At 73.9% G+C, this 25407-nt stretch carries 25 protein-coding genes; 9 read left to right on the plus strand and 16 right to left on the minus strand.

Features of this window, described 5'->3' with window-relative positions; genetic code table 11:
• Positions 1-29: 29 nt before the first annotated feature.
• From ABT127_RS23425 to ABT127_RS23450, 6 genes are all read right to left on the minus strand, one after another.
• Positions 30-542, minus strand: coding sequence for a Pycsar system effector family protein (locus ABT127_RS23425; RefSeq protein WP_351453309.1), 513 nt, complete (start codon positions 540-542; stop codon positions 30-32).
• Entirely contained in the window at positions 539-1819 is a 1281-nt protein-coding gene (locus ABT127_RS23430; RefSeq protein WP_351453312.1) for a hypothetical protein, read from the minus strand. The genes ABT127_RS23425 and ABT127_RS23430 overlap by 4 nt, the downstream gene beginning before the upstream one ends.
• On the minus strand, positions 1816-4659 hold the full coding sequence (locus ABT127_RS23435) for a hypothetical protein (protein ID WP_351453315.1): 2844 nt from the start codon (positions 4657-4659) through the stop codon (positions 1816-1818). The genes ABT127_RS23430 and ABT127_RS23435 overlap by 4 nt, the downstream gene beginning before the upstream one ends.
• Entirely contained in the window at positions 4656-5663 is a 1008-nt protein-coding gene (locus ABT127_RS23440) for a hypothetical protein (protein WP_351453318.1), read from the minus strand. Before ABT127_RS23440 ends, ABT127_RS23435 begins: the two co-directional genes overlap by 4 nt.
• Positions 5664-5914: 251 nt before the next feature.
• Positions 5915-6652, minus strand: a complete 738-nt coding sequence (locus ABT127_RS23445) for a Crp/Fnr family transcriptional regulator (protein ID WP_351453319.1) — start codon at positions 6650-6652, stop codon at positions 5915-5917.
• Positions 6653-6799: 147 nt separating this feature from the next.
• Positions 6800-7594 (minus strand): SigB/SigF/SigG family RNA polymerase sigma factor, encoded by a 795-nt coding sequence (locus ABT127_RS23450; RefSeq protein WP_351453321.1) that lies wholly within the window; start codon positions 7592-7594, stop codon positions 6800-6802.
• Positions 7595-7869: 275 nt separating this feature from the next.
• Here ABT127_RS23450 and ABT127_RS23455 point away from each other — a divergent pair, with 275 nt between their 5' ends.
• From ABT127_RS23455 to ABT127_RS23465, 3 genes are all read left to right on the plus strand, one after another.
• Positions 7870-8136: a hypothetical protein gene (locus ABT127_RS23455; protein WP_351453324.1), complete on the plus strand. Its 267-nt coding sequence runs from the start codon at positions 7870-7872 to the stop codon at positions 8134-8136.
• Between the two features lie 194 nt (positions 8137-8330).
• Positions 8331-9047, plus strand: a complete 717-nt coding sequence (locus ABT127_RS23460) for an MIP family channel protein (protein WP_351453326.1) — start codon at positions 8331-8333, stop codon at positions 9045-9047.
• Positions 9048-9097: 50 nt separating this feature from the next.
• Positions 9098-9589: a GNAT family N-acetyltransferase gene (locus ABT127_RS23465; protein ID WP_351453328.1), complete on the plus strand. Its 492-nt coding sequence runs from the start codon at positions 9098-9100 to the stop codon at positions 9587-9589.
• 36 nt (positions 9590-9625) lie between these two features.
• Here the strand turns inward: ABT127_RS23465 and ABT127_RS23470 are convergent, their stop codons facing one another.
• From ABT127_RS23470 to modA, 7 genes are all read right to left on the minus strand, one after another.
• Complete coding sequence (locus tag ABT127_RS23470; protein ID WP_351453331.1) at positions 9626-10297, minus strand: DUF4232 domain-containing protein; 672 nt, start codon at positions 10295-10297, stop codon at positions 9626-9628.
• A 149-nt stretch (positions 10298-10446) separates the two neighbouring features.
• A complete protein-coding gene (locus ABT127_RS23475; protein WP_351453333.1) occupies positions 10447-10956 on the minus strand; it encodes a 2'-5' RNA ligase family protein in 510 nt (169 codons plus the stop codon).
• Positions 10957-11008: 52 nt separating this feature from the next.
• Positions 11009-11890, minus strand: a complete 882-nt coding sequence (locus ABT127_RS23480) for an SMP-30/gluconolactonase/LRE family protein (RefSeq protein WP_351453336.1) — start codon at positions 11888-11890, stop codon at positions 11009-11011.
• Between the two features lie 199 nt (positions 11891-12089).
• Positions 12090-12509: a TOBE domain-containing protein gene (locus ABT127_RS23485; RefSeq protein WP_351453338.1), complete on the minus strand. Its 420-nt coding sequence runs from the start codon at positions 12507-12509 to the stop codon at positions 12090-12092.
• Positions 12510-12672: 163 nt separating this feature from the next.
• Positions 12673-13758, minus strand: a complete 1086-nt coding sequence (locus ABT127_RS23490; RefSeq protein ID WP_351453341.1) for an ABC transporter ATP-binding protein — start codon at positions 13756-13758, stop codon at positions 12673-12675.
• Positions 13755-14615 (minus strand): ABC transporter permease, encoded by an 861-nt coding sequence (locus tag ABT127_RS23495; RefSeq protein ID WP_351453344.1) that lies wholly within the window; start codon positions 14613-14615, stop codon positions 13755-13757. Before ABT127_RS23495 ends, ABT127_RS23490 begins: the two co-directional genes overlap by 4 nt.
• Positions 14612-15448 carry a molybdate ABC transporter substrate-binding protein gene (gene modA, locus ABT127_RS23500; RefSeq protein WP_351453347.1) on the minus strand — a complete coding sequence of 279 codons (837 nt, stop codon included), beginning with the start codon at positions 15446-15448 and terminating at the stop codon, positions 14612-14614. The genes ABT127_RS23495 and modA overlap by 4 nt, the downstream gene beginning before the upstream one ends.
• A gap of 169 nt (positions 15449-15617) precedes the next feature.
• On the opposite strand from modA, the gene ABT127_RS23505 reads away from it, so the two are divergent.
• Entirely contained in the window at positions 15618-16100 is a 483-nt protein-coding gene (locus ABT127_RS23505) for a molybdopterin-dependent oxidoreductase (protein ID WP_351453349.1), read from the plus strand.
• A 19-nt stretch (positions 16101-16119) separates the two neighbouring features.
• Here the strand turns inward: ABT127_RS23505 and ABT127_RS23510 are convergent, their stop codons facing one another.
• Together ABT127_RS23510 and ABT127_RS23515 are read right to left on the minus strand one after the other, a co-directional pair.
• On the minus strand, positions 16120-18858 hold the full coding sequence (locus ABT127_RS23510) for a molybdopterin-dependent oxidoreductase (protein WP_351453352.1): 2739 nt from the start codon (positions 18856-18858) through the stop codon (positions 16120-16122).
• Complete coding sequence (locus ABT127_RS23515) at positions 18848-19690, minus strand: FAD binding domain-containing protein (protein WP_351453355.1); 843 nt, start codon at positions 19688-19690, stop codon at positions 18848-18850. Before ABT127_RS23515 ends, ABT127_RS23510 begins: the two co-directional genes overlap by 11 nt.
• A gap of 213 nt (positions 19691-19903) precedes the next feature.
• Here ABT127_RS23515 and ABT127_RS23520 point away from each other — a divergent pair, with 213 nt between their 5' ends.
• A complete protein-coding gene (locus ABT127_RS23520) occupies positions 19904-21466 on the plus strand; it encodes a helix-turn-helix domain-containing protein (protein WP_351453358.1) in 1563 nt (520 codons plus the stop codon).
• A gap of 37 nt (positions 21467-21503) precedes the next feature.
• On the opposite strand, the gene ABT127_RS23525 is transcribed toward ABT127_RS23520, so the two are convergent.
• Positions 21504-21899, minus strand: a complete 396-nt coding sequence (locus tag ABT127_RS23525; protein WP_351453361.1) for a TOBE domain-containing protein — start codon at positions 21897-21899, stop codon at positions 21504-21506.
• Positions 21900-22040: 141 nt separating this feature from the next.
• Between ABT127_RS23525 and ABT127_RS23530 the strand changes: the two genes are divergently transcribed.
• The 4 genes from ABT127_RS23530 to ABT127_RS23545 all read left to right on the plus strand — a co-directional run bounded on the left by ABT127_RS23530 (position 22041) and on the right by ABT127_RS23545 (position 25402).
• Positions 22041-22457: a hypothetical protein gene (locus ABT127_RS23530; RefSeq protein ID WP_351453364.1), complete on the plus strand. Its 417-nt coding sequence runs from the start codon at positions 22041-22043 to the stop codon at positions 22455-22457.
• Positions 22458-22599: 142 nt separating this feature from the next.
• Positions 22600-23736 carry a PLP-dependent cysteine synthase family protein gene (locus ABT127_RS23535; protein ID WP_351453367.1) on the plus strand — a complete coding sequence of 379 codons (1137 nt, stop codon included), beginning with the start codon at positions 22600-22602 and terminating at the stop codon, positions 23734-23736.
• Positions 23733-24986, plus strand: a complete 1254-nt coding sequence (locus ABT127_RS23540) for an MFS transporter (RefSeq protein WP_351453370.1) — start codon at positions 23733-23735, stop codon at positions 24984-24986. The genes ABT127_RS23535 and ABT127_RS23540 overlap by 4 nt, the downstream gene beginning before the upstream one ends.
• A gap of 152 nt (positions 24987-25138) precedes the next feature.
• On the plus strand, positions 25139-25402 hold the full coding sequence (locus ABT127_RS23545; RefSeq protein ID WP_351453372.1) for a GlsB/YeaQ/YmgE family stress response membrane protein: 264 nt from the start codon (positions 25139-25141) through the stop codon (positions 25400-25402).
• Positions 25403-25407 lie beyond the last annotated feature (5 nt).

Here is a 25407-nt window from a genome sequence, read left to right on the forward strand (position 1 = left end):
CGCCGTCCACCCCCCTGAAAGCGTCGGGATCAGCCGAGCAGCAGCCCGGCCGTCGCCGACAGCGCCCCCGCCACCAGGCAGCCCGCTCCCCAGCGGATGCACCGGTACTTCCTGATGAGGATGTGGCTGTTGTCCACGGCCTGGGTCAGCAGCCAGGCCGTGACGTCCCCGCCCGCTCTGCCGACCGCCTCGGCCACGCCGTCCGCCCCGCCCGCCGAGTGCACCGAGACGACGTCGGCGAAGAAGGTGATGCCGGGCCCCACCCGCTCAGTTCCGCTGTGCGGCAGCATCGCCCGAACGAGTGAAACGGACCCCGCCAGCCACATCAGCAGCCCCGCTCCGACCAGTACGAGCCACAGCACGGTGGGCCGTTCCGGCGAGCGCTGCCCCACCCCGACCACCAGGGGCGGCACCCCCAGCGCCACCGACAGCAGCACCGACGCCTTGATGTCCGCCCGCCCGGCGTCCTCACGGACCGTGGCGAGCAGCCTCTCGGCGACGTAGCGCGCTTCCGGGACGGCGGGCGCCGGTGCGGCCGTCATCGTCCGCCGCCCCGGCCGCCGTCCGACGGGCCGCCCCAGATGTCGTCGTCCTCGTCGGCCCAGTCACGGGACCCCGCGCCGGACTCCGCGCGCCCGGCATCGGGGGAGGCGTTCCCGCCGTACGTGTACGGGGAGCCGTCGCCGTGCGCGGACGTGCCGTACCCGTCCCGTGCCGCCGACGGATCGGTCTCGGCCTCGACGGCGTCCTGCGGCTCGCCCCACCAGTCGTCCTCCTCCTGGCGCGGCGCCGCGGCGGTCCGCCCCGTCCCGCGCTCCGGGGTGTCGTACGGGTCCGGGTCCGCGGCCGCCGGGCCGTCCGGCCAGTCCTGCCGGGCAGGTGCGGTCGCGGTCTCGGCGGCCGCGTCGACGGGCGCCGGAGGCAGCGCGGTACGGGGTTCGAGCACCGGCCGCGCCAGCTGCCCCGCCCCCTGGTCGGGAAGCACCGTCCGGCGGATGTACGCGTCCAGTTCGGGGGTGTTGACCCGGCCCTCGTGCGCCATCCGCACCAGGAAGTCGCGGTTGGCGCGCTGCTCCTCGGCCTGGCTCTCCATCATCATCTTGACCAGCCGGCCGACCTCGGCGCTGTTGCCGGACGCCATCAGGTAGGCGTACTTCTCCGCGTCGGTGCCGTGCGCGATCGCCGCGAACCCCCGGAAGCGGGTGGTCACCCGCTGGGCCTCCGCCTCGTCCTTGCGGGTCTGGCTGACGAAGCCGATCTGCGTGCGGTCGGTGCCGACCTCGACGAACACCTTCGTGCGCAGCCCCACCTCCAGTCCGAGATCGGCCCAGCGGCCCGCCTCGATGTCCAGCCGCACCGCCTGGTTGGCCTCGTGCGCCTGCGCCACGGAGTACCGAGTGGTGACGCCCTGGAGCCGGTCCACGATCTCGGGGCCGAGGTCGTTCTCCACGCTGAACAGGCGCTTCTCGACGACCAGCCGGTAGTCGGTGACCTCCCAGCGCAGCTTCACCCGGGTCTCGAAGAAGGTCGCCGAGCCGTGCGCGGGCAGCTTCAGCGCGAACGAGGTCGTGTGCCGCCCGCAGGCGACCTCGCAGACACTGCTCGGCCGGGACCACCGGCTGAGCCGGTCGCGGTGGTCGGCGCCGCGCGCGGTGATCACGCTGTGCCCGCCGTCCTGGTAGTAGAGCACGGAGGCCACCTGCGCGCCCCAGTGCTTGAACCCCCTTCCCTGCACGATCCGTTCGCGCAGGAACGGTCCGGAGAGATTCTCCGGGATCACCAGTTCCTGCTCGGCTTCCTGTTCCTGTCCCGCCGTCACCTCTGCTCCTCCCCCCGGCCGCCCTGGCCGCGTCCCGTCGCCGCCATGGCGGCCACCACATGGCGGGCGAAGGCGGCGGTCATCGGTTCCTCCGGCGCGTCCGCCATCAACCGCAGCAGCCAGCGCAACCGGTCGGCGTCCCGACGGTCGCGGATCATCCGAGGCAGCAGCCACAGCAGGGCCTGGAGGATCTCCCCGCGCCGGCCGGCCGTGCCGTCGGCCGGCGCCTCACCGGCCGCCTGCTCGAACACGTAGGTGCGGTCCGCCCGTCCGGGCACCACCGCGTCCGCCTCGGCCGCCCTGAGCCACGTCGTCAGGCCCTCCGTCGCGGCCTCGTGCGACAGGCGGTTCGCCAGCGACCGCCACAGCAGGTCGGCCAGCGGCTCGGCCGCACTCTCCACCGCCACGGCCACCGCCAGCGCGAGCGGCCAGTGCGCCCGCCGGGCCAGCTCCGCGTCGGTCACCTCGACCGAAGCGCGCGGCACCGGCGGCCGTTCGTCCTGTCCGGTGCGGGCACGCTGATCGGTCCGGCCCGGCTGCCCCGGCGCCCGGCCCGCGAGCCGCACCCCGCCCGGCCCCCACACCCGGCTGACGGACGCCGGGACGGAAGTGACGGCCTCCGCCGACGGGGAGTCGGATCCGTCGCTCTCCTCCGCCTGCCACATGTCGTCGGTCCGCGCGCAGAACAGCCGTACGGCACAGAGCATCGCCAGGTTCAGCTGCTCGGCGGAGCCGTTCTCCGCCCACTCGCGCAGCAGGGTGGCCGCCTCCCCGGCCCGGCTGCCGGCCACCAGCCGGGTCGCGCCGTAGGAGGCGACGAGCGCTTGTGCGCCCTCGTCGCGGTCACCGATGCCGCACAGCAGCTCCAGGGCCTGCCGGGTGTCGTCCACGATCCGCCCGGAGCCGAGGGCCAGCGCCGCCGTCCAGCGCAGCGCGGGCACCGGGGCTTCCGCCCAGTCCGCGACCACGCCCCGCACCGCCGACCGGTACGGCTCGCGTCCGGCGGCCTGGGCCAGCGCGGTCGCGGCGAAGAAGCGGCGCCGGGCGTCCGAGGCCATCGACAGCGGCTGGATCAGCTCCGCGAAGCCGTACCCGAGGTCGGCGGTGGCGAGCTCGCCCGCCACCACGGCGGCCCGCACCCACACCTGCGGCCGAGGGGCGCCCGCCAGTTCGCGCAGCCAGCGCGCCACCGGGCCGCGCGCCGCGTGATGCCTGTGCCAGACCTCGGCCAGCACCGAGCCCGCCAGCGCGGCGCCCCGGTACGTGACCGTGCGGACCGGGACCGGAACCCCGCCCACCGACTCCTCCTCGCCGGCCCGCACCTCGGCCCGGCAGGCGGCGAGCAGCCCTTCCAGGTCCTCCGCGAACACCGGCCGCCCGTGGGCCCGTCCGGGCATCCGGACGGCGAGGATCTGCTGGGCGAGGAGTTCGGCGGCGTCGGCCACCGAGCTGACCGCTTCCCCGTCCAGCACCGCGAGCGCGATCCGGAAGGCCGCCTCCCGCACCCGTGGCGCGGCGGTGTCCACCGGTCCGTCCGCCTCGGCCCGGCCGGGCTCGGGCGCCGGGGGCAGCGGATCGGCGGCTCCGGTGAACCACTCGCGGGCCTGTCGGCGCGCGATCTGGCCGCAGGCGTCCAGGAGTTCGTCCCGGCGCAGCTCGCCCCGCACATGCCGGGCCACCCGGTCCGCGACGAGCTCGGTCTCGGAGGGCCGCAGCGCCTCCGGTGCGATGCCGAGCGCGTCCAGGAACAGGGGGTGCTTGAGGATCTGTTCACCGCGGCCCGGCGCGTCCGGGTCCGCGCAGTCCTCCAGGTGCCGGACGAGCTGCCACTCCAGCAGCTCCCCGGCGGGCGCCGGCGGACATGCCAGCCCGTAGCGCCCTGCCAGCAGATGCCCGGCCGGCGACGCGGAGGAGACGACGAGCACCGCGTACGACCCCTTCGCGGCGAGCCGCGCGGCGAGCGCGTCCAGGTGCAGCTCCTGCGGCGCGGTGAAGCTTCCCGTCTCCGGGAGCTGGACCAGGAGGCCGCCGCCGTCCCGCACACCGCCCGCCACGGCGTCCGGGTCGGCGGAGAGCCGCCCCAGATCGGACGGGGCGAGCCGTGTCACGCGGCCCTGGGTGAGGACCGCGGTGCCCGTCCGGGCGTCGGGCTCCGCCGCATCGGACGCGGGCTTCCCGGCGCCGGACGCCGTGTCGCGCACGGCGCTGGTGACCTCGTCCAGCAGGCAGAGCCCGGTGGTGAGGCGGCCTGTGCCGGGCGGGCCGCCCAGCACCAGCACCCGGCGCCCGCGCAGCACCCGCTTCAGCGTGGGGTAGCCCGCCGGGGCCCGGTAGACCTGGCGCAGCCGGTCCAGCTCGTCCTCGGGCACGTCCCCGAAGACCGGCGCCGCCGTGTCCCGGGCGCCGACGTACACATCGCCGAAGTGCGCGCGGTCGAAGCTGGTCCGGTCGAAGACGTTGCTGGTGCCCCGGACGTCGAACCGGGCCTGCGCGGCCCGCTGGACCCGGGCCGCCGCGCGCGCCTCGCCGGGCACCCCCGAGTCGGCCAGCGGGTCCCGCGTCGCCTCCCGGAAACGCTCCTCCTGCCGCTCCTGCCGCTCCTGCCGCTCCTGCCGCTCCTGCCGCTCCGCGTGCTCGGCCTCGTCCGCCCGGTCCCGGCCGCCGCCGTCCTGCTCCGCCTCCCCGCCGGTGTCCCTGTCGGACCGCCGGCCCGGCCGCCGTTCGCCGTCCTGCGCGGCCGGTTCGTCCCCGGCCCGCCACTGGTCCGCTCCGGGGGACGCGCCCCCGGCACCGTCCGCTCCGGAACCCTCGGCGCTCCCGTACGCGCCGTCGCCGCTCAACGTGCTTCTCCCGTACGGCCGTTGTCGTCGGCCGCGCGCCGGCCGCCGTCGGGCGGGGCGGCGTCCGTCGCCCCTCGGCCCCCGGGCGCTCCGGTGCCGCCGGCCGGCCAGTCCTCCTGGGCCGCGGCCGGGCCGTTCCCGAAGTGGACCGGCCCCCGAAAGGTCGCGCGGTCCTGGACGACGCTGGTGCCGCCCTCCACCTTGATGTCCCAGTGGCCACCGGAACCGGTGTCCACCGGCCACGCCTCCGTCGCGGGCGCCCGGAGACCCCCGTCGGCGGAGGGCCGGCCGGCCAGGTCCGGGGCGGCATGCCCCTGGTCCCTGGCCGGCGGGCGGCCCTCCGCCTCGGCTCCCGTGGACGCGCCGCCCCCGTTCTCCCCCGAAGGCGCGTCCACGGGAAGTGTGTCGAACCCTTCTTCGCCCGGCACCCGGGGCCGGGCCTCGCCCGGCACGTGGAACCACGCGGTGACCGGGCCCTCCTTGAGTGTGAGCCGGGCCGGGCGGTACGCGGAGGGCTCCACGAACCGCCCGCCGTGCCGCACCACTTCGTGGTGCAGCGAGTCGGAGACCACGAGAACGAGATCGCGCCCCGAGTGCTCCAGCACGGTCCGCGTCACCGGCGAGTCCGCCAGCCGGCAGACCAGGTCCATCGCGTGGCCCGACAGCCCCTCCGCGTCGTGCTCCACCGGACCGACGTGCAGTCCGACGCGCAGCCCGAGCCGGCGTGCCAGATCCTCGTTCCCCGTCCGCTGCCGCTGGTGCATCTCGGCCAGCCAGGTGCCGAGCAGCCGGACCGGCGGGATACGCGCGTCCACGGCGGCGATGAACCCGTCCCCCCGGTCCTCCAGGTGGAGCATGGACTTCGCCACGCCCGCCGCCCCGAAGGACGCAGTGGCCAGCTCGTATATTCGTGTGCGCATCCGTCGCTTCGCGCCGTCGAGGTAGCTGCCCGATTCCCGGGTGTCCACGCTCATCAAGGTCTTGTAGACGGCTCCGTCAGCCATCTGCCCACCCCCTGTCGTGCAGTGACTGACCGTCAGCATGGCGGCTCGCGCCGACTCGCGATGTGGTCGTTTACACATCCGATGGCAGTACATGGATCGCGCGCCGAAAATGCGCGCCGCGCAGGCTGTCCTGTTCTGCGCCCCGCACTTCAACACAACCCCGCGCGATACTTGACAGACGCATATTCAGGGGGTTCTGAGCAGGGGCATCCGCTGCGGGGAGGGGGACCGACGGGCGTACGGAAAGCCCTTCAGGAAGCGGGGAAGCCGATGTTGCCGCCGGCCGCCAGCAGGCGCAGCGCATCGTGGTCGATCAGCTCGATGCGGCGGGGCCGGGTCCGTACGACACCGGCGGCGCGCAGCAGCCGGAGCGACTTGGCGACCGCCTCGCGGGTGGCGCCCACGGCGTCCGCGAGATCGTGCTGGGCGAACTGCGCGAGCACCGGGTACTCGTCCCCGGGCCCGCCCGTGTCCCGCGGGCCCGCCCGGCCGGAGGCCGCCCGCTGGAGTTCGCCCAGTTCCAGCAGCCGCCCGGCCACCCGCTGAATGACGGTCAGGGAGGCGAGCGTGCGCCGCTCCTCGTCGGCGGTGCGCAGCCGGGAGACCAGCTGGGCCATGAGCAGCGCCGACACCGCGGCGTCGCGTCCGGCGAACGCGCGGAACCGGTCGCCGGGCACCACCAGAGCGCGTACCGGACCGAGTGCGGTGACGGAGGCGCTGCGTGCGATCCCGCCCAACGCGGCCATCTCGCCCACCAGTTCACCGCGCCGGCGCAGCGCCAGGATCAGCCGGGCCGAGGACCGGTCGGTCGCCGCGGACACCACGGCCCACCCCTCAAGGAGCACCAGCACATGGCTGCTGTGGTCCTGCTCCAGCAGCAGGTGCTCGTCCGCCCGGAAGGTCCGCTCGGCACTGATCCGGAACAGATCCTTCCGTGCTTCGGCGGACAGGACATCGAGAAACGTGCGGTCCTGCACCACCAGAGCCATGGATCCGTCGCTTCCGGCAGAGGCTGGGAGAGGCCAGCCCAGGGGCCCGAGAAAGAGTGAGGCGGATGAACCTGCAACTGTACCTGCGCCCCCGCCCGGAAGAGCCGTTCCTGCCGAACCGCCCGGCCCGCCTCGCCCGTGCGTTCCTCAGGCGGCCTGCCGGTCCGGTGACGGGGCGTCGGCGTAGTCGCGGATCTGGGTGCAGCTGCGGGAGATCAGACGGGACACGTGCATCTGGGAGATGCCCATCCGCTCGGCGATGTTGGCCTGCGTCATGTCCTCGAAGAAGCGCAGGTAGAGGATGGTGCGTTCGCGCTCCGCGAGGTGCCTGAAGCCCTTCTTCGCGGCTTCGCGGTCGGTCACGAGGTCATAGCCGGGCTCGTTCTCGCCGAGGGTGTCGGCGAGGCTGAACTCGTCGTCGGACGCGCCGACTTCGGCGTCGAGGGACAGCGCGCTGTAGCTCTCCAGGGCTTCGAGGCCGGTCTGGACCTCGTCGAGGGTCAGACCGCATTCCGCGGCGATCTCCTCGGCGCCGGGCTCGGTGTGCCGGCCGGGCCGGTCCATCAGCTCGCGGCGCACGCCGCGGACCTGGTTCCTCAGGTCCTGCACGCGCCGGGGCACGCGGACGTCCCAGGCGTGGTCGCGGAAGTGGCGGCGCAGCTCGCCGGTGATGGTGGGCACGGCGTACGACTCGAAGGCGCCGCGCTCGGGGTCGTACCGGTCGACGGCCTTGACCAGCCCGACCGCCGCCACCTGCCGAAGGTCGTCCTGGTTCTCGCCCTTGTTGCGGAAGCGGCCCGCGATGCGGTGGGCCATGGGCAGCCAGGCCTCGATCAGTTCCGCGTTCAACAGGTCGTGTTCGGGTCCCGACCCCGTCCTGGCGAGTCGTTCGAAGGTCTGCCGGGTGTCGGGGGCGTCGTGGTGCGAGTGACGTATCGCCATCGGCGGGTGCTCCTCAAGGCTTGTTGCCAACGAATGGCCGCGAGAAGCACGTGCGCCGACAACAGGGCACACCGCTCCCGCGGTCGCGCCTGTTGTCCCAAGCACTCCGCTCCGCTTGCCCCACGCCCGGACGGGCAAACAGGGCCTCGTCCGGCGGGGCGCCGGGTTTGCTGGTGCGCGGCCGGGGGCACTCGGGGCGCGGCCCCGGTCGGCGGCGCGTCGTCGCAGGTCGCAGGGGTCGTAAGTGCCGTCGATCGACCATGGAGAGGGTAGTCATGACCAGCCGACCCGAGCCCGAGGTGCGTCCCGAGACCCCCGGCAAGCGCCCGCCGGTCGTGCCGCGTGACCTTCCCGACCAACAGGCCGGAGCGCACGCGAAGGACCCCCTCGACGTACCGGGGCAGGCGGAGCCGGAGGCCGACGGGACGGAGCCCGACACGTCCGTGCCCGAGCCCGATGAATCCGGCGCGGGCCGCCGGGGCGCCCCGCGCTCCGGCGGTGTCCGCCCCGACCAGCCCGTGCCGGACGAACCGTCGGCCTGACCGGGGCGGCGGCGGCGGCGAGGCCGAGTGCCCGGTGGACAGCAGGGGAAATGTGTGCTGCCGGGCGCCGCACGTGTGTCACGAGAAGCCCGGACGACGGGCCGCTCGACATGAGAGATCGCTCATCTGGCCGCACCATGGGTTCAGAAAGGTGTCAAACCAGCCCATAGAGCCGCTGGGAGGCTGATGTGGTCATGGAGCGATCCGAGCAACGTGCTGTTGTCGCCGAGTTCCTCGGCACTCTTCTGCTGGTGTTCTTCGCCGTCGGTTCGGCAGTCATCGGCCTGAAGTTCATGGGCGCCCTGGGCGTCGCCCTCGCCTTCGGGTTCACCCTGCTCGCCCTCGCCTACGCCATCGGGCCGATCTCGGGCTGTCACGTCAATCCGGCGGTGACGCTCGCGATGCTGGCGGCGGGCCGGATCAATGTGCGTCGGGCGGTGCTGTACTGGGTCGCCCAGTTTGCAGGAGCGATCGCCGGCGCCGCGCTGCTCTACTGGCTGGTCCAGTCGATCCCGGGTCTGGAGACCAGCGGCGCCTTCGGCTCGAACGGCTACGGCAGCCGCTCCGACGTCGGCCTGAGCGGGGGCGGCGCGTTCCTCGCCGAGACCGTGCTGACCTTCCTCCTCGCGTACGTCGTCCTCGCCGTGACCAGCAGGGTCGCGGTGGTCGGGTTCGACGGACTGCCGATCGGTCTCGCGCTCGGCGTCATCCACATCGTCGGCATCCCGCTGACCGGCACCTCCGTGAACCCGGCGCGCTCGCTCGGCCCGGCCATCTTCGCGGGCGGCCAGGCCCTGTCGCAGCTGTGGCTGTTCATCGTGGCGCCGCTGGTCGGCGGCCTGCTCGCGGCCCTGGTCATCCGCCTCACCCACCCGGCGAACGAGCCCCGCGTGACGGCGGACGTCGCCTGAGGGAGCCGGACCCGTGGACGGGCCGCGGTCCGTCCACGACCATGGCTCGTATGACTTCCTGGACCATCGGGCCCGAGCCCGTCACCGGCGCGGCCGTCGACGACGTGATGCGGGAGTACTTCACCGAGATGGGGCTGCGCGTGCTGGGGCGGCCGGGCACGGAGGCCGAGCTCCGGGCCGTGCTCGCCGAGGACCCGCACGGGGAACTCGCACCGCCCGACGGGGAGTTCCTCGTCGCCCGGGGCGGGGGAGGGGAGTTCCTGGGATGCGCGGGGGTCAGGCTGATCGGCTCCGCCCCGAAGACCGCGGAACTCAAGCGGATGTACGTCCACCCCGCCGGGCGGGGCGCCGGCCTCGGCCGTGGGCTTCTGCTCGCCGTCGAGGAGGCGGCCCGGGGGCTCGGGGCCGCGCGCATCGTGTGCGAGACCAACAGCGGGCTCACCGAGGCGCGGGCCCTGTACGCGCGTTGCGGTTACGAGGAGACGCCGCCGTACGAAGGCCACGGCAAGGCCGATCATTGGTTCGCCAAGGAGCTGGTGTAGCCCTGCCCCCTCGGCCCCGGTGCGTGTGCGCGGGGGTCAGTTCGTGGTGTGCGTGGGGTAGACCCGGACGTCGGTGTAGGCGCCCTTGATGCCGGGGGCGTCCGTGGGCCAGTTCAGGGTCACGGAGTGGGTCTCGTTGGGGGGCGTGACGATGAGGTGGGTCGGGCTGGAGAGGCTGTTGCCGCTGTTGTCGATCGTGTAGGCGAGGTCGAAGACGGCGGCGGCGCCGGGCTTGAGGGTGGTGATGCGGGGCTGGGCGGGGCCGCGCTCGATGGGGTTGCTGGTGTGGTCGGCGTCCTTGATGTCGACGCCGGCGAAGCCGGTGGCCGAGCAGGTGGCCGAACCCCGGTTGATCAGGGTGATGTTGATCCGGCCCTCGGTCGTGTCGGGCGAGGCGTCCACGGCGTCGATCGCCAGGTCCGCCGTCCTGCAGAACGTGACCCTGCCGCCGGTCTGCGCCGCGTCGTTCGAGGTGGTCCCGGTGCCCTTCCCGGAGCCCGACGTCGTGCTGCCCTTCTCCGAGCCGCCCGACGGCTGCGAGCCGCTGTCCGACGCAGAGCCGGTGGACGCAGAGGACGCAGAGGGCGCGGAAGGCGCGGAGTCCTTGGCCGACGCGTTGGTTCCGGAGTCGTCGCCGCCGCAGGCGGTGAGCGAGAAGGCGGCGGCGACGCTGACGGCGGCGAGAGCGGCGATGCGGATGGACTTCACGGTGTTCCCCCAGAAGTAGCGCTGTGTGTGCGGTCGGAAATATTTGTATCCCGCACCGAGTCACAGGCGGTCCTCCGTCAGGTCTTCGTTCTGTCACAGGGAACAGACAGGAACAGTGCGGGCGAACACGGTGAAATCGGCCTCGCTCCTCACGGGCCGAGCGGAAGCTCCGTCAGTTCCCGCCAGCCCGCGGGCGTCAGGGCGACCACGTGCAGCGAAGTCAGCTCGGCGGCGATCGGCAGCAGGGCACGGGCCCGGTCGGCGACGGCCGCCGCGACGGGCGCCTCGGCGTCCAGCGCCACCGTGAGATGCACCGGCGGGTTCGGACCGAACCGGCCGCCGTACGGAGGACGGTCCGGATACACCGACCGCACCGCGGTGGCCGTGGCCCCCAGCTCGGGCACCGCGACCGCCACGAAACCGTCGTGCCGCTCCACCTCGGCCAGCCGGAGCCGGATCCGGCGGCCCGGAAGCACGGCCCGCAACCGCTCCAGCGCGCGGTCGTCGACCTGGTCGACGGGAAGCCACGGGTAGAGCAGTGCGGCGTGCGCGGGCACGCCCGGCCGCACCACGCGCGGGTCCACCTCGGCGGCCAGCGTCAGCAGCGGTTGTGCCTGCGGCACCAGCGCCAGCACGGCCGTCGTTCCCAGCGGGGGCATCGTCCGTCCCTCAGTACGTGTGAGTCCGTGAGCAGGTGGTCCTCACGGGTGTTCAGCAGCCCGGCACCTTCACCGATAGCGCCAGGACCGTGGCCTCCCGGACGGGCCGCCGGGCCTCCTCGAAGAAGTCCGGCGCGGCGCAGGCGAACAGGGTCCTGCCCTGTGCTCCGCCCAGCGCGCACGCGTACACATTGGTGCCCGGGCTGATCTCCTCCGTGACCGTCCCGCCCTCGGTCACCCGCAGCAGCCGCGCCCCGATGGCGTCCGCGATCCACAGCGCGCCCTCGGCGTCGAGGCACACCCCGTCGCCGCTGACGACGAGCTGCGGCACCACCCCGGCGAACTCGCGCTCGGTCGGCAGGTCCCCGAACTCCGCCCAGACGCGCCGGTTTTCGAGTTCTCCGTCCGTGCCGATGTCGAAGGCCGTGACCCGGTTGCCGAACGTCTCGGCCACCAGCAGCACCCGGTCCGGGGTGATCGCCATGCCGTTGGGGAACCACAGGTCGGTCGCGGCCTCGGTGACGCCGCCGTCCGGGTCCACGCGGTAGAGGGCGGCGGGGGCGAGCGGCGCGCCGCCCATGAGGTCGAACCCGAAACTCCCCACCCAGGCCCGGCCGTCGGCGTCGACCACCATGTCGTTGGCGTGACCGGTCATCCGGTCGCCCAGGTCGGCGTGCACCGTCAGTTCACCGTCCGGCTCGCGGCGCAGGATCTTCGCGTCGCGCATGGACACGATCAGCAGCCGGCCGTCGGGCAACCAGCCCAGCCCTGACGGCTGTTGGGGTACGACGGCCTCGACGCGTATGTCCGAGCCGTCCTCGGCGGCCGAGAACACCTGGTTCCGGTAGAAGTCCGAGAACCACAGCCGGTCCTCGTGCCAGCGCGGCGACTCGGTGAAGGCGAATCCTGAGAGCACGGGCGTGGGCTGGGACATGCGGCTCCTCTGTTTCCGATGGCACGACCGACGACGTAGACGACACGGCCGACCTGGCCGACCTGGCCGACCTGGCCGACGCGGCGAACGTGCCGGACGCGCCGGACTCCGGGACATCCTGCCCCCGGACCGCCGCGGGCGACAGCCGCCGGCCGCGGCCGATGTCCCGTCGGCCGCACCGGAGCGTCGCGCGGCCCCGTCAGGCGGTGATCAGGGAGACCTCGGTGGACTTGATCAGGGCGGTGACGGCGGAGCCGACGGTCAGGCCGAGGTCGGTGACGGCGTCCTTGGTGATGGCGGCCGTCAGTTCGCCGCCCTCGACGGTGACCTTGACGGTGGCCATCGCGGCTCCGGCGACGATGTCCCGGACCGTGCCGGGCAGCCGGTTGCGGATCGACAGGCCCTCCACCGCGCCCGTGGCGAGCGACACCTCCGTCGACTTGACCAGGGCGCTCACCGAGGAGCCCTCGGCGAGGCCGAGTTCCTTGACGGCGTCGACGGTGATGGCGGAGGTGACGTGCTGGCCGCCGTCGAGCCGGACCCTGACGGTGGCCATGGCCTCGCCGGTGGTGACCGCGGTGACGGTGCCGGGGATCTGGTTGCGGATGCTCAGTGACATGCGGAACGCCTCACAGGGATGTGCGGTGACGGGCCGGGAACCGGCCACGGTGAGGCCACCGTAACGAGGACGGCGAACGGCTGTTCCGGTCCCTTCGCAGCTGCCAGGGAAAGGGGACGCCCCGGGTCGTATTTCCGGCTCGGGGCGCCCTGCGATTCACCCGTCAGGCGGGATAGGCGTGCGTCTGCGCCGCCTTCACCGTCGCCCAGACCCGCGCGCCCGGGTGCAGTCCGAGCTCGGCGGCGGCGACCGTCGTCAGACCGGCGGCGAGGGGCAGTTCGCCGGTGAGGTCGGCACGGATCTGGTCGCCGTGGGTCTCCATGCCCGCGACCTCGCACTGCCAGAGATTACGGGCGCTGGTGCCGGCGGGGCGGTCCCGGAACAGGGTCACCGCGGTCGGCGGGAACGTCACGAAGACCGGCCCCGTGAGGTCCTCGGTCGTGGTGATCGCGGGCCCGCCGGGCAGCCGTACTGTGTGCCCCTCGGCCTGTCCCTGGTACAGGTTGAGGCCGATGAGGTGGGCGATGTAGTCCGTACGCGGATGACGGGCGATGTGCCCCGGGGTGCCCTCCTGCACCACGTGGCCGTCCTCGATGACGACCAGCCGGTCGGCGAGGACCATGGCGTCGAGCGGATCGTGCGTGACGAGGATCGCCACCGCCTCGAAGTCGGCCAGATGGCGCCGGAGCTGGGCGCGGACCTCGAGCCGGGTCCGGGCGTCGAGCGCGGCCAGCGGCTCGTCGAGGAGGAGCAGCCGGGGGTGGGTGGCCAGGGCGCGGGCGAGCGCGACGCGCTGGGCCTGGCCGCCGGAGAGCCGCCGGGGCTTGGCGCCCGCGTGCCCGGCCAGGCCCATGCGGTCCAGCCACTGCGCGGCCTGCGCCCGGGCCTCGGCCTTGGACACGCCGTGGCAGCGCGGGCCGAAGGCGACGTTGTCGAGCGCCGTGAGGTGGGGGAAGAGCAGATAGTCCTGGAAGACGACACCGACCGGGCGCCGCTCCGGCGGGATGCGCTCCAGCTCCGCGCCGTCCAGTCGCAGACGGCCCTCGGTCAGCGGGACGAGGCCGGCCAGTGCGCGCAGCGCCGTCGTCTTCCCCGCGCCGTTGGGACCGAGCAGCGCGACGACGTCGCCGGGGGCGGCCGTCAGTGTCACGTCGAGCCGGAAGGACGGCCGCTCGACGACCAGCCGGGCGTCGAGGCCGTCGGCGGAGGGGTCCTGCTTCTCCAGCACGTTGGGGGCTGTGTCGGTCATGAGGCGGTCATCCAGCGGTCGCGCAGCCCCGCGAGCACGGCGACCGAGACGGCCAGCAGCACGAGGCTGAGGGCGATCGCCGCCTCCGGGTCGCTCTGCAGGGCGAGGTAGACGGCGAGGGGCATGGTCTGGGTGCGGCCGGGGAAGTTGCCCGCGAAGGTGATGGTCGCCCCGAACTCGCCGAGCGCCCGCGCCCAGGCGAGCACCGCTCCGGCCGCGATGCCCGGCGCGATCAGCGGCAGGGTGACCCGGCGGAACGCGGTGAACCGGGAGGCGCCCAGCGTGGTGGCCGCCTCCTCGAAGCGCGGGTCGGCGGCGCGCAGGGTGCCTTCGACGCTGATCACCAGGAACGGCATGGCGACGAACGCCTCGGCGACCACGACCCCGGCGGTGGTGAAGGGCAGGGTGATCCCGAACCACGAGTCCAGCCACTGGCCCACCACGCCGTTGCGGCCCAGCGCGGAGAGCAGCGCCACACCGCCGACCACCGGGGGCAGCACCAGCGGCAGCGTGACCAGGGCCCGTACGACACCGCGCCCGGGGAACTCGACGCGGGCGAGCAGCCAGGCCAGCGGCACGCCGATCACCAGGCTGACGGCGGTCGCGGCGGTCGCGCACAGCAGCGACAGGCGCAGCGCCTGCCACACCGACGCGCTGGTCAGCTGGTCGGGCAGCTCGGACCACGGGGTCCGGACGAGCAGGGCGATCAGCGGCAGGACCAGGAAGGCCAGGCCGATCAGCGCGGGCACCAGCAGGGGTAGCGGCGCGCCCCGGAAGTTCCGCCTGCCCGCGCGCCGGCGCCGCGGCCCACCCGTGCGGGGGCGGACCGCGGCGCCGGGGTCGTCCAGCGGGGTCACGGCTTGAGGAACCCGGCCGAGGTCAGCACCTTCTGGCCCTCGGCGGACTGCACCAGCGCGATGAACGCCTTCGCGGCCGCGCTGTTCTTCGAGTCCTTCAGCTGCGCGATCGGGTAGTCGTTGATGGCCTGGGCCGACTCGGGGAACTCCACGCCCTCCACCTTGTCACCCGCGGCGTGCACATCGGTCTTGTACACGACCGCCGCGTCCGCCTCCTTCAGCTCCACCTTCGTCAGGGCGGCCTTCACGTCCTGCTCGTACGAGACCGGCGTGAGCTTGAGCTTGCTGGCGTCGAGGGCCTTCTCGGCGGCGGCGCCGCACGGCACCTCCTTCGCGCACAGCACGACCTTCAGGTCCTTGTTCGTCAGGTCCTTGAGGGAGGCGACCTTGTCGGGGTTGCCCGGCAGGGTGGCGATCTCCAGCTGGTTGCGGACGAAGGTCGACGGAGTGCCCGCGGCGTCGCCCTTGTCCGTCACGATCTGCATGGTCTTGGGGCTGGCGGCGGCGAACACGTCCGCCGGGGCGCCGCCCGTGATGCTCGCGGCCAGCGAGTCGCTGCCGCCGAAGCTGAAGGTGACCTTCGTGCCGGGGTGCTCCTTCTCGAACTGCTTGCCCAGCGTCGTGAAGCTCTCCTTGAGCGAGGCCGCGGCGAAGACGGTGACCGTGCCCGAGAGCTTGTCCTTCGACGACGCGGACGACGAGGCCGAGTCCGAGCCGGACGAGTCGTCGGACGAGGAGCACGCGCTCACCGCCAGCAGTGCGGCGGCGCTCGCCCCGGTCACCTGCAGAATCCGGGTGGTGCGGCGGTTCCGGCGCACGGAGGGGGTCGTCACGGGTGTACTCCTGTTCGGAATGAGTGTGTATTCGCTGAGCATACTGCCGCAAATGCAAGGTGTAAGTGCATAGTTGAATCGCATGAGCCAGACTGGATGATCCGACAGATGGTATGTGCGTTTGTTCAGGCGGCCCGGCCGGGTACGGTCCCCCGGGAGGTGGTAGCCCGTGAGCCGAACCCGCGCAGCTGCCCGTACGACCGCCGCCTCGATGGCGGAAGTGGTTCTCGCCGGTGATCTCGCCCGGCCGTCCCGGCTGACCGTCGCCGATCTGGTGCGCTGGCCCCAGCAGGAGGCGACGGTCGCCTTCGAGTGCGCCACCAGCGGCGTGCGGCACCACCGCTTCACCGGCCCGCTCCTGCACGACGTGCTCTCGGCCGCGGGGCCCGGCTTCGACCCCGCCCGGCGCAAGGACCGGCTGCGCTTCCTCATCGCCGTGACCGGCACCGACGGCCATCACAGCCTCATGTCCTGGGCCGAGATCGACCCCGACTTCGGGCGGGCCCCGGTGCTGCTCGCCGCCACCATCGACGGCGCCCCGCTGGACCGGGCGGGACCGCAGCTGGTGCTGCCGCAGGACCGCTGCGGCGCCCGCTACGTCAGCGGGATCACCGCCATCCGCGTGGACGGCGGCTACCGCTCCTGGCCGTGAGCGGCGGTCCTCGGCCGCGCTACGAGGCACCGGGCACCCCGTGCTCCGCCATCGCCCGCCACACCCGGTCCCGGGTCAGCGGCACCTCGGTGAAGCGGATGCCGGTCGCGTCGCGCAGCGCGTTGGCGAACGCGGGGGCCACCGGGTTGAAGGGGCTCTCGCTCATCGACTTGGCGCCGAGCGGGCCGATGGTGTCCGTGGTCCCGATGAAATGGACCTCGGTGCGCGGGACGTCGGCGTACTGGGGGAGGCGGTAGCGGCGGAAGGCGGCCGTGTCGACGGCGCCGCGCGCGTCGAGGCGTACGTTCTCGAAGAGCGTGGCACCGAGCGCCTGGGCGACGCCGCCCTCGATCTGGCCGCGGCACTGCATCGGGTTCATGACCTGCCCGGCGTCGGCCGCGTGCACGCTGCGCAGGATGCGGATCTCGCCGGTGCCAGGGTCGACGGCGATCTTGAACCACTGGGCGTTGAAGGCGACCGAGCGCGGGGTGCCGCCGAAGTGGCCGTCGGCGGTGCACTCGACACCGACGGCGCGCGCGGCCGCGTACACCTCCTTGAGCGGGAGCCGGCCGCCCGGGTGCAGCACCGCCTCCTCCGTGAGCCGGCAGTCGGCGCGCGGGACCCGCAGCCGGGCGGCGGCGAAGTCGAGCAGCAGGTCCGCGAGGGCACGTGCGGCACGCAGGGTGGCCTTGCCCGCCACGACGGTGCCGGTGGAGGCGAAGGCCCCGGTGTCGTGGCGGACGACGTCGGTGTCGGACTGCCGGACGGTGATCCGGTCGACGGTGGTGCCCAGCTCACCGGCCGCGATCTGCCGGTGCACGGTCGTCGTGCCGTTGCCGAACTCGGCGGTGCCGACGGCCAGGTCGAAGGAGCCGTCGGGGAGCAGCGTCGCGGCCGCGTCGGCGATGTGCCCGCCGGGCGGACCCGTCGCGATCATCGCGAGGGCCGCGCCCTCGCCGACCAGCCAGCCCGGGGGAGCGGTGACGTCCGCGGCGCCGGTACGGGCCCGGCGCACGATGTCGACGCACCTGTCGAGGCCGTAGCTGGCGATGTGCAGATCCTCCTCGTGGCCGCCGGGCGTGATCATCGGCTCGTCGGCGCCGATGACGTTGCGGGCCTTGAACTCCAGTGGATCCAGGCCCAGTTCCCGGGCCAGTTCGTCGAAGGCCGACTCGACGGCGAACATCACCTGGCCCAGGCCGTAGCCGCGGAAGGCGCCGGCCGGCACGGTGTGCGTGTAGACGGAGTAGGCGTCGACCTTCTTGTTCGGTGCGCGGTAGACCGCCATGGACTCGCCGACGCTGTGGAACATCACGGCCGGGCCGTGATTCCCGTAGGCCCCCGTGTTGGACACCACCCGCAGCTGGAGCGCGGTGAGCGTGCCGTCGCGGCGCGCGCCCGCCTTCACGCCGATGGTGAAGGGGTGCCGGGTCGTGGCGCCGAAGAACTGCTCGGCGCGCGTGTACTCCAGCTTCACCGGGCGGCGCAGCCGGAGCACGGCGAGCGCCACGATGTCCTCGACGAGCATCTCCTGCTTGCCGCCGAAACCGCCGCCGACCCGGCCCGCGACCACCCGCACCTTCTCGTGCGGCAGGTCGTACAGGTCGCACAGGGCGCGTCGGGTCAGGAACGGGGTCTGCGAGCTGGTCCGCACGGTGAGCCGGTCGTCCTCGTCGAACCAGGCGACCGCGCCGTGCGTCTCCAGGCTGGCGTGCTGCACGCGCTGCGTGCGGTAGGTGCCCTCGTACACCATGTCGGCCGCCGCGAACCCGGCCTCGACGTCGCCGGTCTCGCCGTGCGCCTCGCCGACCACATTGGCCCGGGGGCGGGCGATGCGGGCGGTGGCCGCGTCCTTGTCGTGGACCGTCGGCGCGCCCGGCCGCATCGCCTCCTCCGGGTCGAGCACGGCCGGCAGCACCTCGTACGTCACCTCGATCCGCCGGCAGCCCTCCTCGGCGGCCGCCTCGCTGTCGGCGACGACCGCGGCGACCCGCTGACCGATGTGCCGCACCGTGTCGTCCAGGACGCGCGTGTCGGCCGGGTCCTCCTCCGGGTGCTCGTGGCGGGCGGTGGAGAAGAGCCGGTCGGGGGCGTCGTGGTGGGTGAGGACGAGGTGGACGCCCGGGACCCGCAGCGCGGCGGCGGTGTCGATGGCGGTGATCCGCGCGTGGGCGTGCGGGGAACGCAGCAGCTTCATGTGCAGCAGGCCGGGTCCGCCGGAGAAGTCGAGGTCGAAGGTGTAGCGGGCGGTGCCGGTGACGACCTGGGGGCCGGCCGGCGCGGGCAGATTGCGGCCCACCGCCTCGCCCGCGCACGGTTCCTCGACGTGGCGGACCCCGCGCACGGCGTCCTCGATGGCCCGGTAACCGGTGCAGCGGCACAGGTTGCCCTTGAACGCCCGGGGCAGGTCCGCGAGCTGTTCCTCGTCCAGGGCCGCCGTCGTCATCAGGAAACCGGCGGTGCAGAAACCGCACTGGAAGCCCTGCGCGTCGAGGAACTTCCGCTGTACGGGATGGAGTTCGCCGTCCGGTGCCGCCAGGCCCTCGACCGTGGTGACCGTACGGCCGTCGGCGCGGAAGGCCGGGTAGAGGCAGCTGTGCACCGGGGCGCCGTCGACGTGGACGGTGCAGGCACCGCAGTCGCCCGCGTCGCAGCCCTTCTTCACGCCGAACCAGCCGCGCTCGCGCAGGTACGTGCGCAGACACTGGCCCGGGCGCGGATCCTCGGCGTGGGTACGCCCGTTGACCTCAACCTTCATCGTTGCCCTCCAGCCCTGACGGGCCTCCCAGTTCGCGGCGGATCTCCTCCGCGTACCGGAACGTCATGTGGCGCCGCCACGCGGGCAGCCCGTGGATGTCGTCGAACCACTCCTCGTCCGCGACGGCCGCCCCGATCGCCGCGCGCAGCGTCCCGGCGGACGGGGGCAGCGGGAACCACAGCCGCACCGGCCGCACGGTGGACGCCGTGACGGTCACCGCGAGCGAGCCGTCGGACGGGTCGAGGGCGCCGATGACCAGCACACCGGAGCGGCCGAGCCCGTACAGCGACGCCTGCCGGAACGCCGTACGGCAGGCCAGGGCGCGTGCGGGCAGCGTCACCGAGCGCAGCAGCTCGCCCTCGGCGCGGGCCGTGCGTCCGGCGCCGGTGACGAAGTCGGCGACCGGCACCCGGCGGCGTACGCCGTCCTGGGCCAGCAGCAGGCACTCCCCGTCGAGCGCGGCCGTCAGCGAGATCATCGGGCCCGCCGGGAGGCCGTTGCAGAGGTTCCCGCCGACCGTGGCCATGTTCCAGATCTTGAACGAGGCGAGGAAGGCCCGGCAGCACCGCTCGAACAGCGGGGCCGCCGGTTCCGCCAGCTCCTTCGCGAAACCGGACAGTTGGGCGATGGTGCAGGTCGCGGCGATCTCCAGGGAGCCGTCCGGGTGCCGCTCGACCGGCGTCCAGCCGGTGCGGCTGAGGTCCACCAGGCGCCGCAGCCACGGCTGCGGCTCGGAGAACAGATACGTGCCGCCGCCCAGCCAGGCGTCGCCGGGCCGCCAGGGAGCGGGCACCCGTCCGTCCCGGATCTCGGCCACCGTGTTCAGGTCCATGGCGGTCAGTGAAGCAATCCGCGGCGGGCCCGCACGACTGGTGCACCACACGGAATCCGCCCGCCGCGCGGGCCGCCTTTTGGTGAATCAACCAAGGGGTGTTTCGCCCGGTTCACCTTGCACTTACTATGCGATCACTCGTATTCACCTGGTGATTGCGAGATGCCGGGTGGTTGATCCCCCGCCCGGTGGCCGCACGAGGAGCCGGAACGCATGCACGTCGAGAACCTCCTGGGGGACCAGAATCTGGGCCTGCGCCCGCTGTGGGCCGACGGCGCGTCGCTGCGGCGGGAGATCAGCGGGGTGACGGTCACCGACCTGGAGGATCCGGTCCGCTTCGTGCGGGCCGGCGAGGCCGTGCTCAGCGGCCTCGTCTGGTGGACCGCGCAGGACGGCGAGGGCAAGGCGGACCGGTTCGTCCGCGCGCTGCGGGCCGCGGACGCCGCCGTCCTGCTGGCCGGCGAGGAGACGCACGGCGCCGTCCCCGACGAGCTGATCGAGGCGTGCGCACGGCACGGGATGCCGCTGGCGGGCGTACCGCCGCACGTGATGTTCCGGGCCGTCACCGAGAGCGTGTACGTGCAGCAGTGGGGCGAGTTGAGCCGACGCCACGCCCTCCCCGCGCACCTGCGCGAACGGCTCGGGCGGCTCCTCGCCCAGGACGCCGGACCGGGCGCGATCCTCGCGGCTGCCTTCGCGCACCTGCGGACGGGAACCGCCGCGTCCGTGCTGACCGGCGCGGGACGGACGGTCGCGGCCACCCCGGCCGGCTCCGGCTCCGATGGCGTCTTCGAAGGGGCCGGGGCCGCCGTGCCGGTGGAGGCGGACGGCCTGTCGCCCTACGAGCGCTGGGAGTTGCGGCTGTCCGATCCCGACGCCGTGCCGCCGGGGCTGGTGCACGAGGTGGCGGCCGTCCTCGCACGCTGTCAGGAGGCGCTGGCCCGGCGCGGGGCCGCCGCCCGGCGGGCCGCAGGCGAGCTGGGCGCACTCCTCGCCGGGCCCGGCGCCGACGGCGACGCCGGGGGAGCGGACATCGAGCGCGGCCTGCGGGCCTGCGGGCTGCCGGCCGAGGGGCCGTACCGGGTGATCGCCGCCGCCACGGGTTCCCGGCGGGGCGGGGCCGCGGAAGGGGCGCTGGCGGAAGTGGCGGCCTGGACGGCAACCGGGCCCGCGGCCGTGGGACGGCTCCCGGACGGCACCGCCTTCGCCGTCGTCGCCGCGAACGTCGCCGGTGACCAGCCCGCTGACCGGTCCCCTGACCAGCCCGGCGACGGGTCCGCCGACGGGTCCGCCGGGGTGTGGTCGCGCGTCGCCGCCTGTGTCCCCGACGAACCCTTGTACGGGGGAACCGGCACCCCGGCCGCCGGGCCGCGAGAGCTCGCCGGGGCCCTCGCCGAGGCCCGCTACGCCCTCAGCTGCGCGAGCGGCGGCGCCCCCGGCGTCTCGGCGCTCGTCGACACCGCCGGTCTCGGCGGCCTCGGCGCGCTTCTGGCCGGGGTGCCCGCGTCGGTCCGGGCCGTCTACAGCAGGACCGTGCTGGGCCCGCTGTTCGACGCGGAGACCGCGTCCGCCGCCGCCCTCCTGGAGACCCTGCGGGCCTTCCTCACCTGCGACTGCTCCTGGGCCCGCACCGCCGAGGCGCTCCATCTGCACGTCAACACCGTGCACTACCGGGTCCGGCGCATCGAACACTTCACCGGCCGCGATCTGTCCCGGCTCCCGGACCGACTGGACCTCTGGACGGCCCTGCTCTGCCGGGGGACGGGCGAGGGGTGACGGGGCCGGGTGACGAAGGGCGGCCGGCGGCGGTCGATCAGACCCGGTCGATATGGACGTTGGTCGACTTCACCCGGGCCGTGGCCTCCACGCCGACCTCCAGCTCCAGCTCCTCGACCGCTTCACGGGTGAGCAGCGACACCAGCCGGTGCGGACCCGCCTGGATCTCGACCTGTGCGGCGACGTCACCGAGCTTGATCGCGGTCACGATGCCGGGGAAGGCGTTGCGGACCGACGTGTAGGAGGAGTCCTCCTCACCGGTCCCGCTCTTGGCGAGTTCGACGGAGAACGCCGCCAGGTCCTTCCCGTCGATGAGCCGCTTGCCGCTCTCGTCCCGATGGGTCGTCACTCGTCCCGCGTCCGCCCACCGGCGGGCGGTGTCCGGGCTCACGCCGAGCAGTCGTGCTGCCTGGCCGATCGTGTATGACTGCATGCGCGCCAAGATATCCGGGACATCCGGGCCCATCGGCCACACCCTGTCCCGCGCCGGGCGGCATGACGCGCGCTGCCGATCCACGTCGTCCGTCGACCCTCACGTGCACTTTATGTAGCACGTCGATTACGCTCGGTCGCGATGAAGATCCTGTCGGTGCGCCGTGGCGGCCGTCCCGGGGCGTGGACCGGGGCCGCCCTCGTCGTCCTTCTCGCCGCGCTGCTGCACCTGCTGGCCTGCGCCCACGGGCCCGCCGCGGACGGGGCCGGGCGCGCCGACACCATCGCGGCGACCAGCGCCGCCGTCTCCCACGCCACCACGGCCGCCCACCGCACCGACAGCGGCGGTGACGGCGACGCGCGCTGCCGGGGCATGGACGAACCGACCGCCCAGCCACCGCGCGACCGCGCCCCCGCCGAAACCGTGCGGAGCGCACCGGCGGCCGAGCCGCGCCTCTCGTCGCCCGCGCCGTCGCACGGGCGACCCCCCGGCGCGGGACGGCACACGGAGTGCTCTGCCCCAGGGGACCGGGCCCGCCTGGGCGTGTGGCGGACCTGATCCCGACCGGCTCGGCCCAGGCCCGGGAACCGTCCGGCGACGGCGTCCCGCGACCGCGCCCGGCCTCCGTCCCCTTTCCGTAGTTCCGTCCGCACGCACCGGCCGGCCGCCGCACCGGCGCCGGCCGCGGGAGAGACACGCCATGCACCAGACCACCCGCACCACCGCTCCGGCCGCCCCCGCCGGACTCCTCACCGGCACCACACGCGCGGCCCGCACCCCGGCCGGACTGGTCGGCGACACCCCCGTCCTGTGGATCGGTGAACCGTTCACCGCCACCGGGCGCGGCTTCTGGGCCAAGCTCGAAGGACACAACCCCGGCGGCATCAAGGACCGCACCGCCCTGCACATGGTGCGGGCCGCCCGCGAACGCGGCCACCTGGCGCCCGGTGCCCGCATCGTCGAATCCACCTCCGGCACGCTCGGCCTCGGTCTCGCCCTCGCCGGAGCCGCCTACGGGCACCCGGTCACCGTCGTCACCGACCCCGGCATCGAACCGCTCATGACCGGCCTGCTCACCGCCTACGGCGCGGACGTCCAACTCGTCGACACCGCGCACCCGGTGGGCGGCTGGCAGGAGGCCCGCAGGCGCCGCGTCGCGGAACTCCTCGCCGCCCACCCCGGCGCATGGTGCCCCGACCAGTACAACAACCCCGACAACGTCGCCGCCTACGCCCCGCTCGCCCATGAACTCGTCGCCCAGCTGGGCCGGATCGACACTCTCGTCGTCTCCGTCGGCACCGGCGGACACTCGGCCGGAACCGCGTCCGTCCTGCGCCGCTCCTTCCCCGCCCTGCGGGTCGTCGGGGTCGACGCCACCGGATCCACCCTCTTCGGCCAGCCCGCCGCCGCCCGGCTGATGCGCGGCCTCGGCAGCAGCATCCACCCGCGCAACGTCCACCACGCCCTCTTCGACGAGATCCACTGGACCGCTGCCCCCGAAGCCGTCTGGGCGGCCCGCGGGCTGGCCCGGCACCACTACGCCACCGGCGGCTGGAGCGTCGGCGCCGTCGCACTCGTCGCCCGCTGGCTCGCCCGCACCCTGCCCGCCGAGAACCGGATCGTCGCCGTCTTCCCCGACGGCCCGCAGCGCTATGTCGGCACCGTCTTCGACGACGCGTACTGCGCCGAGCACGGGCTCCTCGGCCGGCCCCCGGCCGACGATCCCGACGAGATCGCCCGCGCCACCGACCGGGTCGTCACCCGCTGGACCCGCTGCACCCATGTCACCGACCCCCGCGACCCCGCCCCGCGCCTGCTCACCGGAGCGACCCGATGAGGGCGGTGTGGCGGCAGACCCGCTCCTTCTCCGCACCGGTACGGCTGCTGATGATCAATCAGTTCGCCATCAACCTCGCGTTCTACATGCTCATGCCCTACCTGGCCGCCCATCTCGCCGGACCGCTGGGCCTCGCCGCCTGGGCCGTCGGACTCGTCCTGGGTGTCCGCAACTTCTCGCAACAGGGCATGTTCCTCATCGGCGGCACCCTCGCCGACCGCCTCGGCTACAAGGCCCCGATCATGGCGGGCTGCCTGCTGCGCACCGTCGGCTTCGGACTGCTCGGCTGGGTCGACAACCTGCCCGCCCTGATCGCCGCGTCCGCGGCCACCGGATTCGCCGGGGCGCTGTTCAACCCGGCCGTACGCGCCTATCTCGCCGCCGAGGCGGGGGAGCGTCGCGTGGACGCCTTCGCCACCTTCAACGTCCACTACCAGGCGGGCATGCTGCTCGGCCCGCTGGTCGGACTCGCCCTGCTGGCCGCCGACTTCCGGCTCGTCTGCACCGTCGCCGCCGTCCTCTTCGCGGCGCTCACCGTGCTCCAGTGGCGGGCCCTCCCGGCGCGCCGCGGCGAACCGGCGGCCGCCGCCCCGTCCGGCGTTCTCGGGCAGTGGCGCACCGTCATCGGCAACCGCCCGTTCCTGCTCTTCGCCGTCGCGATGACCGGCTCCTACGTACTGACCTTCCAGGTCTATCTGGCGCTGCCCCTCGCGGCGGGCCGGGCGCTGGGATCGCGCGGCACGTGGGCGACGAGCGGTCTGTTCGTCGTCTCGGCCGCCGTCGCCGTCGCCGGTCAACTACGGCTGACCGGCTGGGCGAAGCGCCGCTGGGACCCCGAGCGGGCCCTGGTGCGGGGGCTCGCCGCGATGGGCCTGGCCTTCCTGCCGCTGGCCCTCACCCCGCCCGGCGCCCGGGCGGGCGTCGTCCTCGCCCTCGTCGCCGCGGTGGTCCTGCTGGCCGTCGGCGGGGCCGTCGTCTACCCCTTCGAGATGGACACCGTCGTCTCGCTGTCCGGCAATCGCCTGGTGGCCACGCACTACGGCCTCTACAACACGGTGTCGGGCCTGGGCATCACCCTCGGCAACCTCGCCACCGGCGCCCTCTGGGACTTCGCCGTTCGGCATGACGCCCTGTGGCTGACCTGGTCGGCGCTGACCGTGACCGGCCTCGTCTGCGCGTCGTCGGTCGCCGCGCTGGCCCGCAGCGGACGCCTCGCGGCACGGAGGGAGCCCGAACTCGTCGCCGCATAGGCGGGTCCGGCCCGAATCGCGCGGTTCCGCTCCCGACCCCGCCGCCCGCTCAACCGGCGCGCGGCGGACTGCGTCTCCCCACCCGGGGCACCCGGGCTCGGCGACCGAGCCGGGTGCGCGGAGCGACGCAGGAGCAACGGGAGGCGTACGGCATGGAGATCTCCGGCATCTTCACGGCGATCGTGATCGGCATTGTGATCGGCATCCTGGGCCGTCTGGTGATTCCCGGCCGGCAGCGCATCGGTGTGCTCTGGACGATCCTCGTCGGGATCGCCGCCGCGCTCGTCGGCACGGCCGTCGCCGGGGCCTTCGACGTCGCGGACACCCCGGGCGTCGACTGGATCGAACTGGCCGTCCAGATCGGCCTCGCGGCGCTGGGCGTCGGCGGGGTGGAGCGGCTGAAGAGCCGCCGCTGAGCGCG

This window comes from Streptomyces sp. NPDC001904, from assembly GCF_040297005.1.
Taxonomy (GTDB): Bacteria; Actinomycetota; Actinomycetes; order Streptomycetales; family Streptomycetaceae; genus Streptomyces.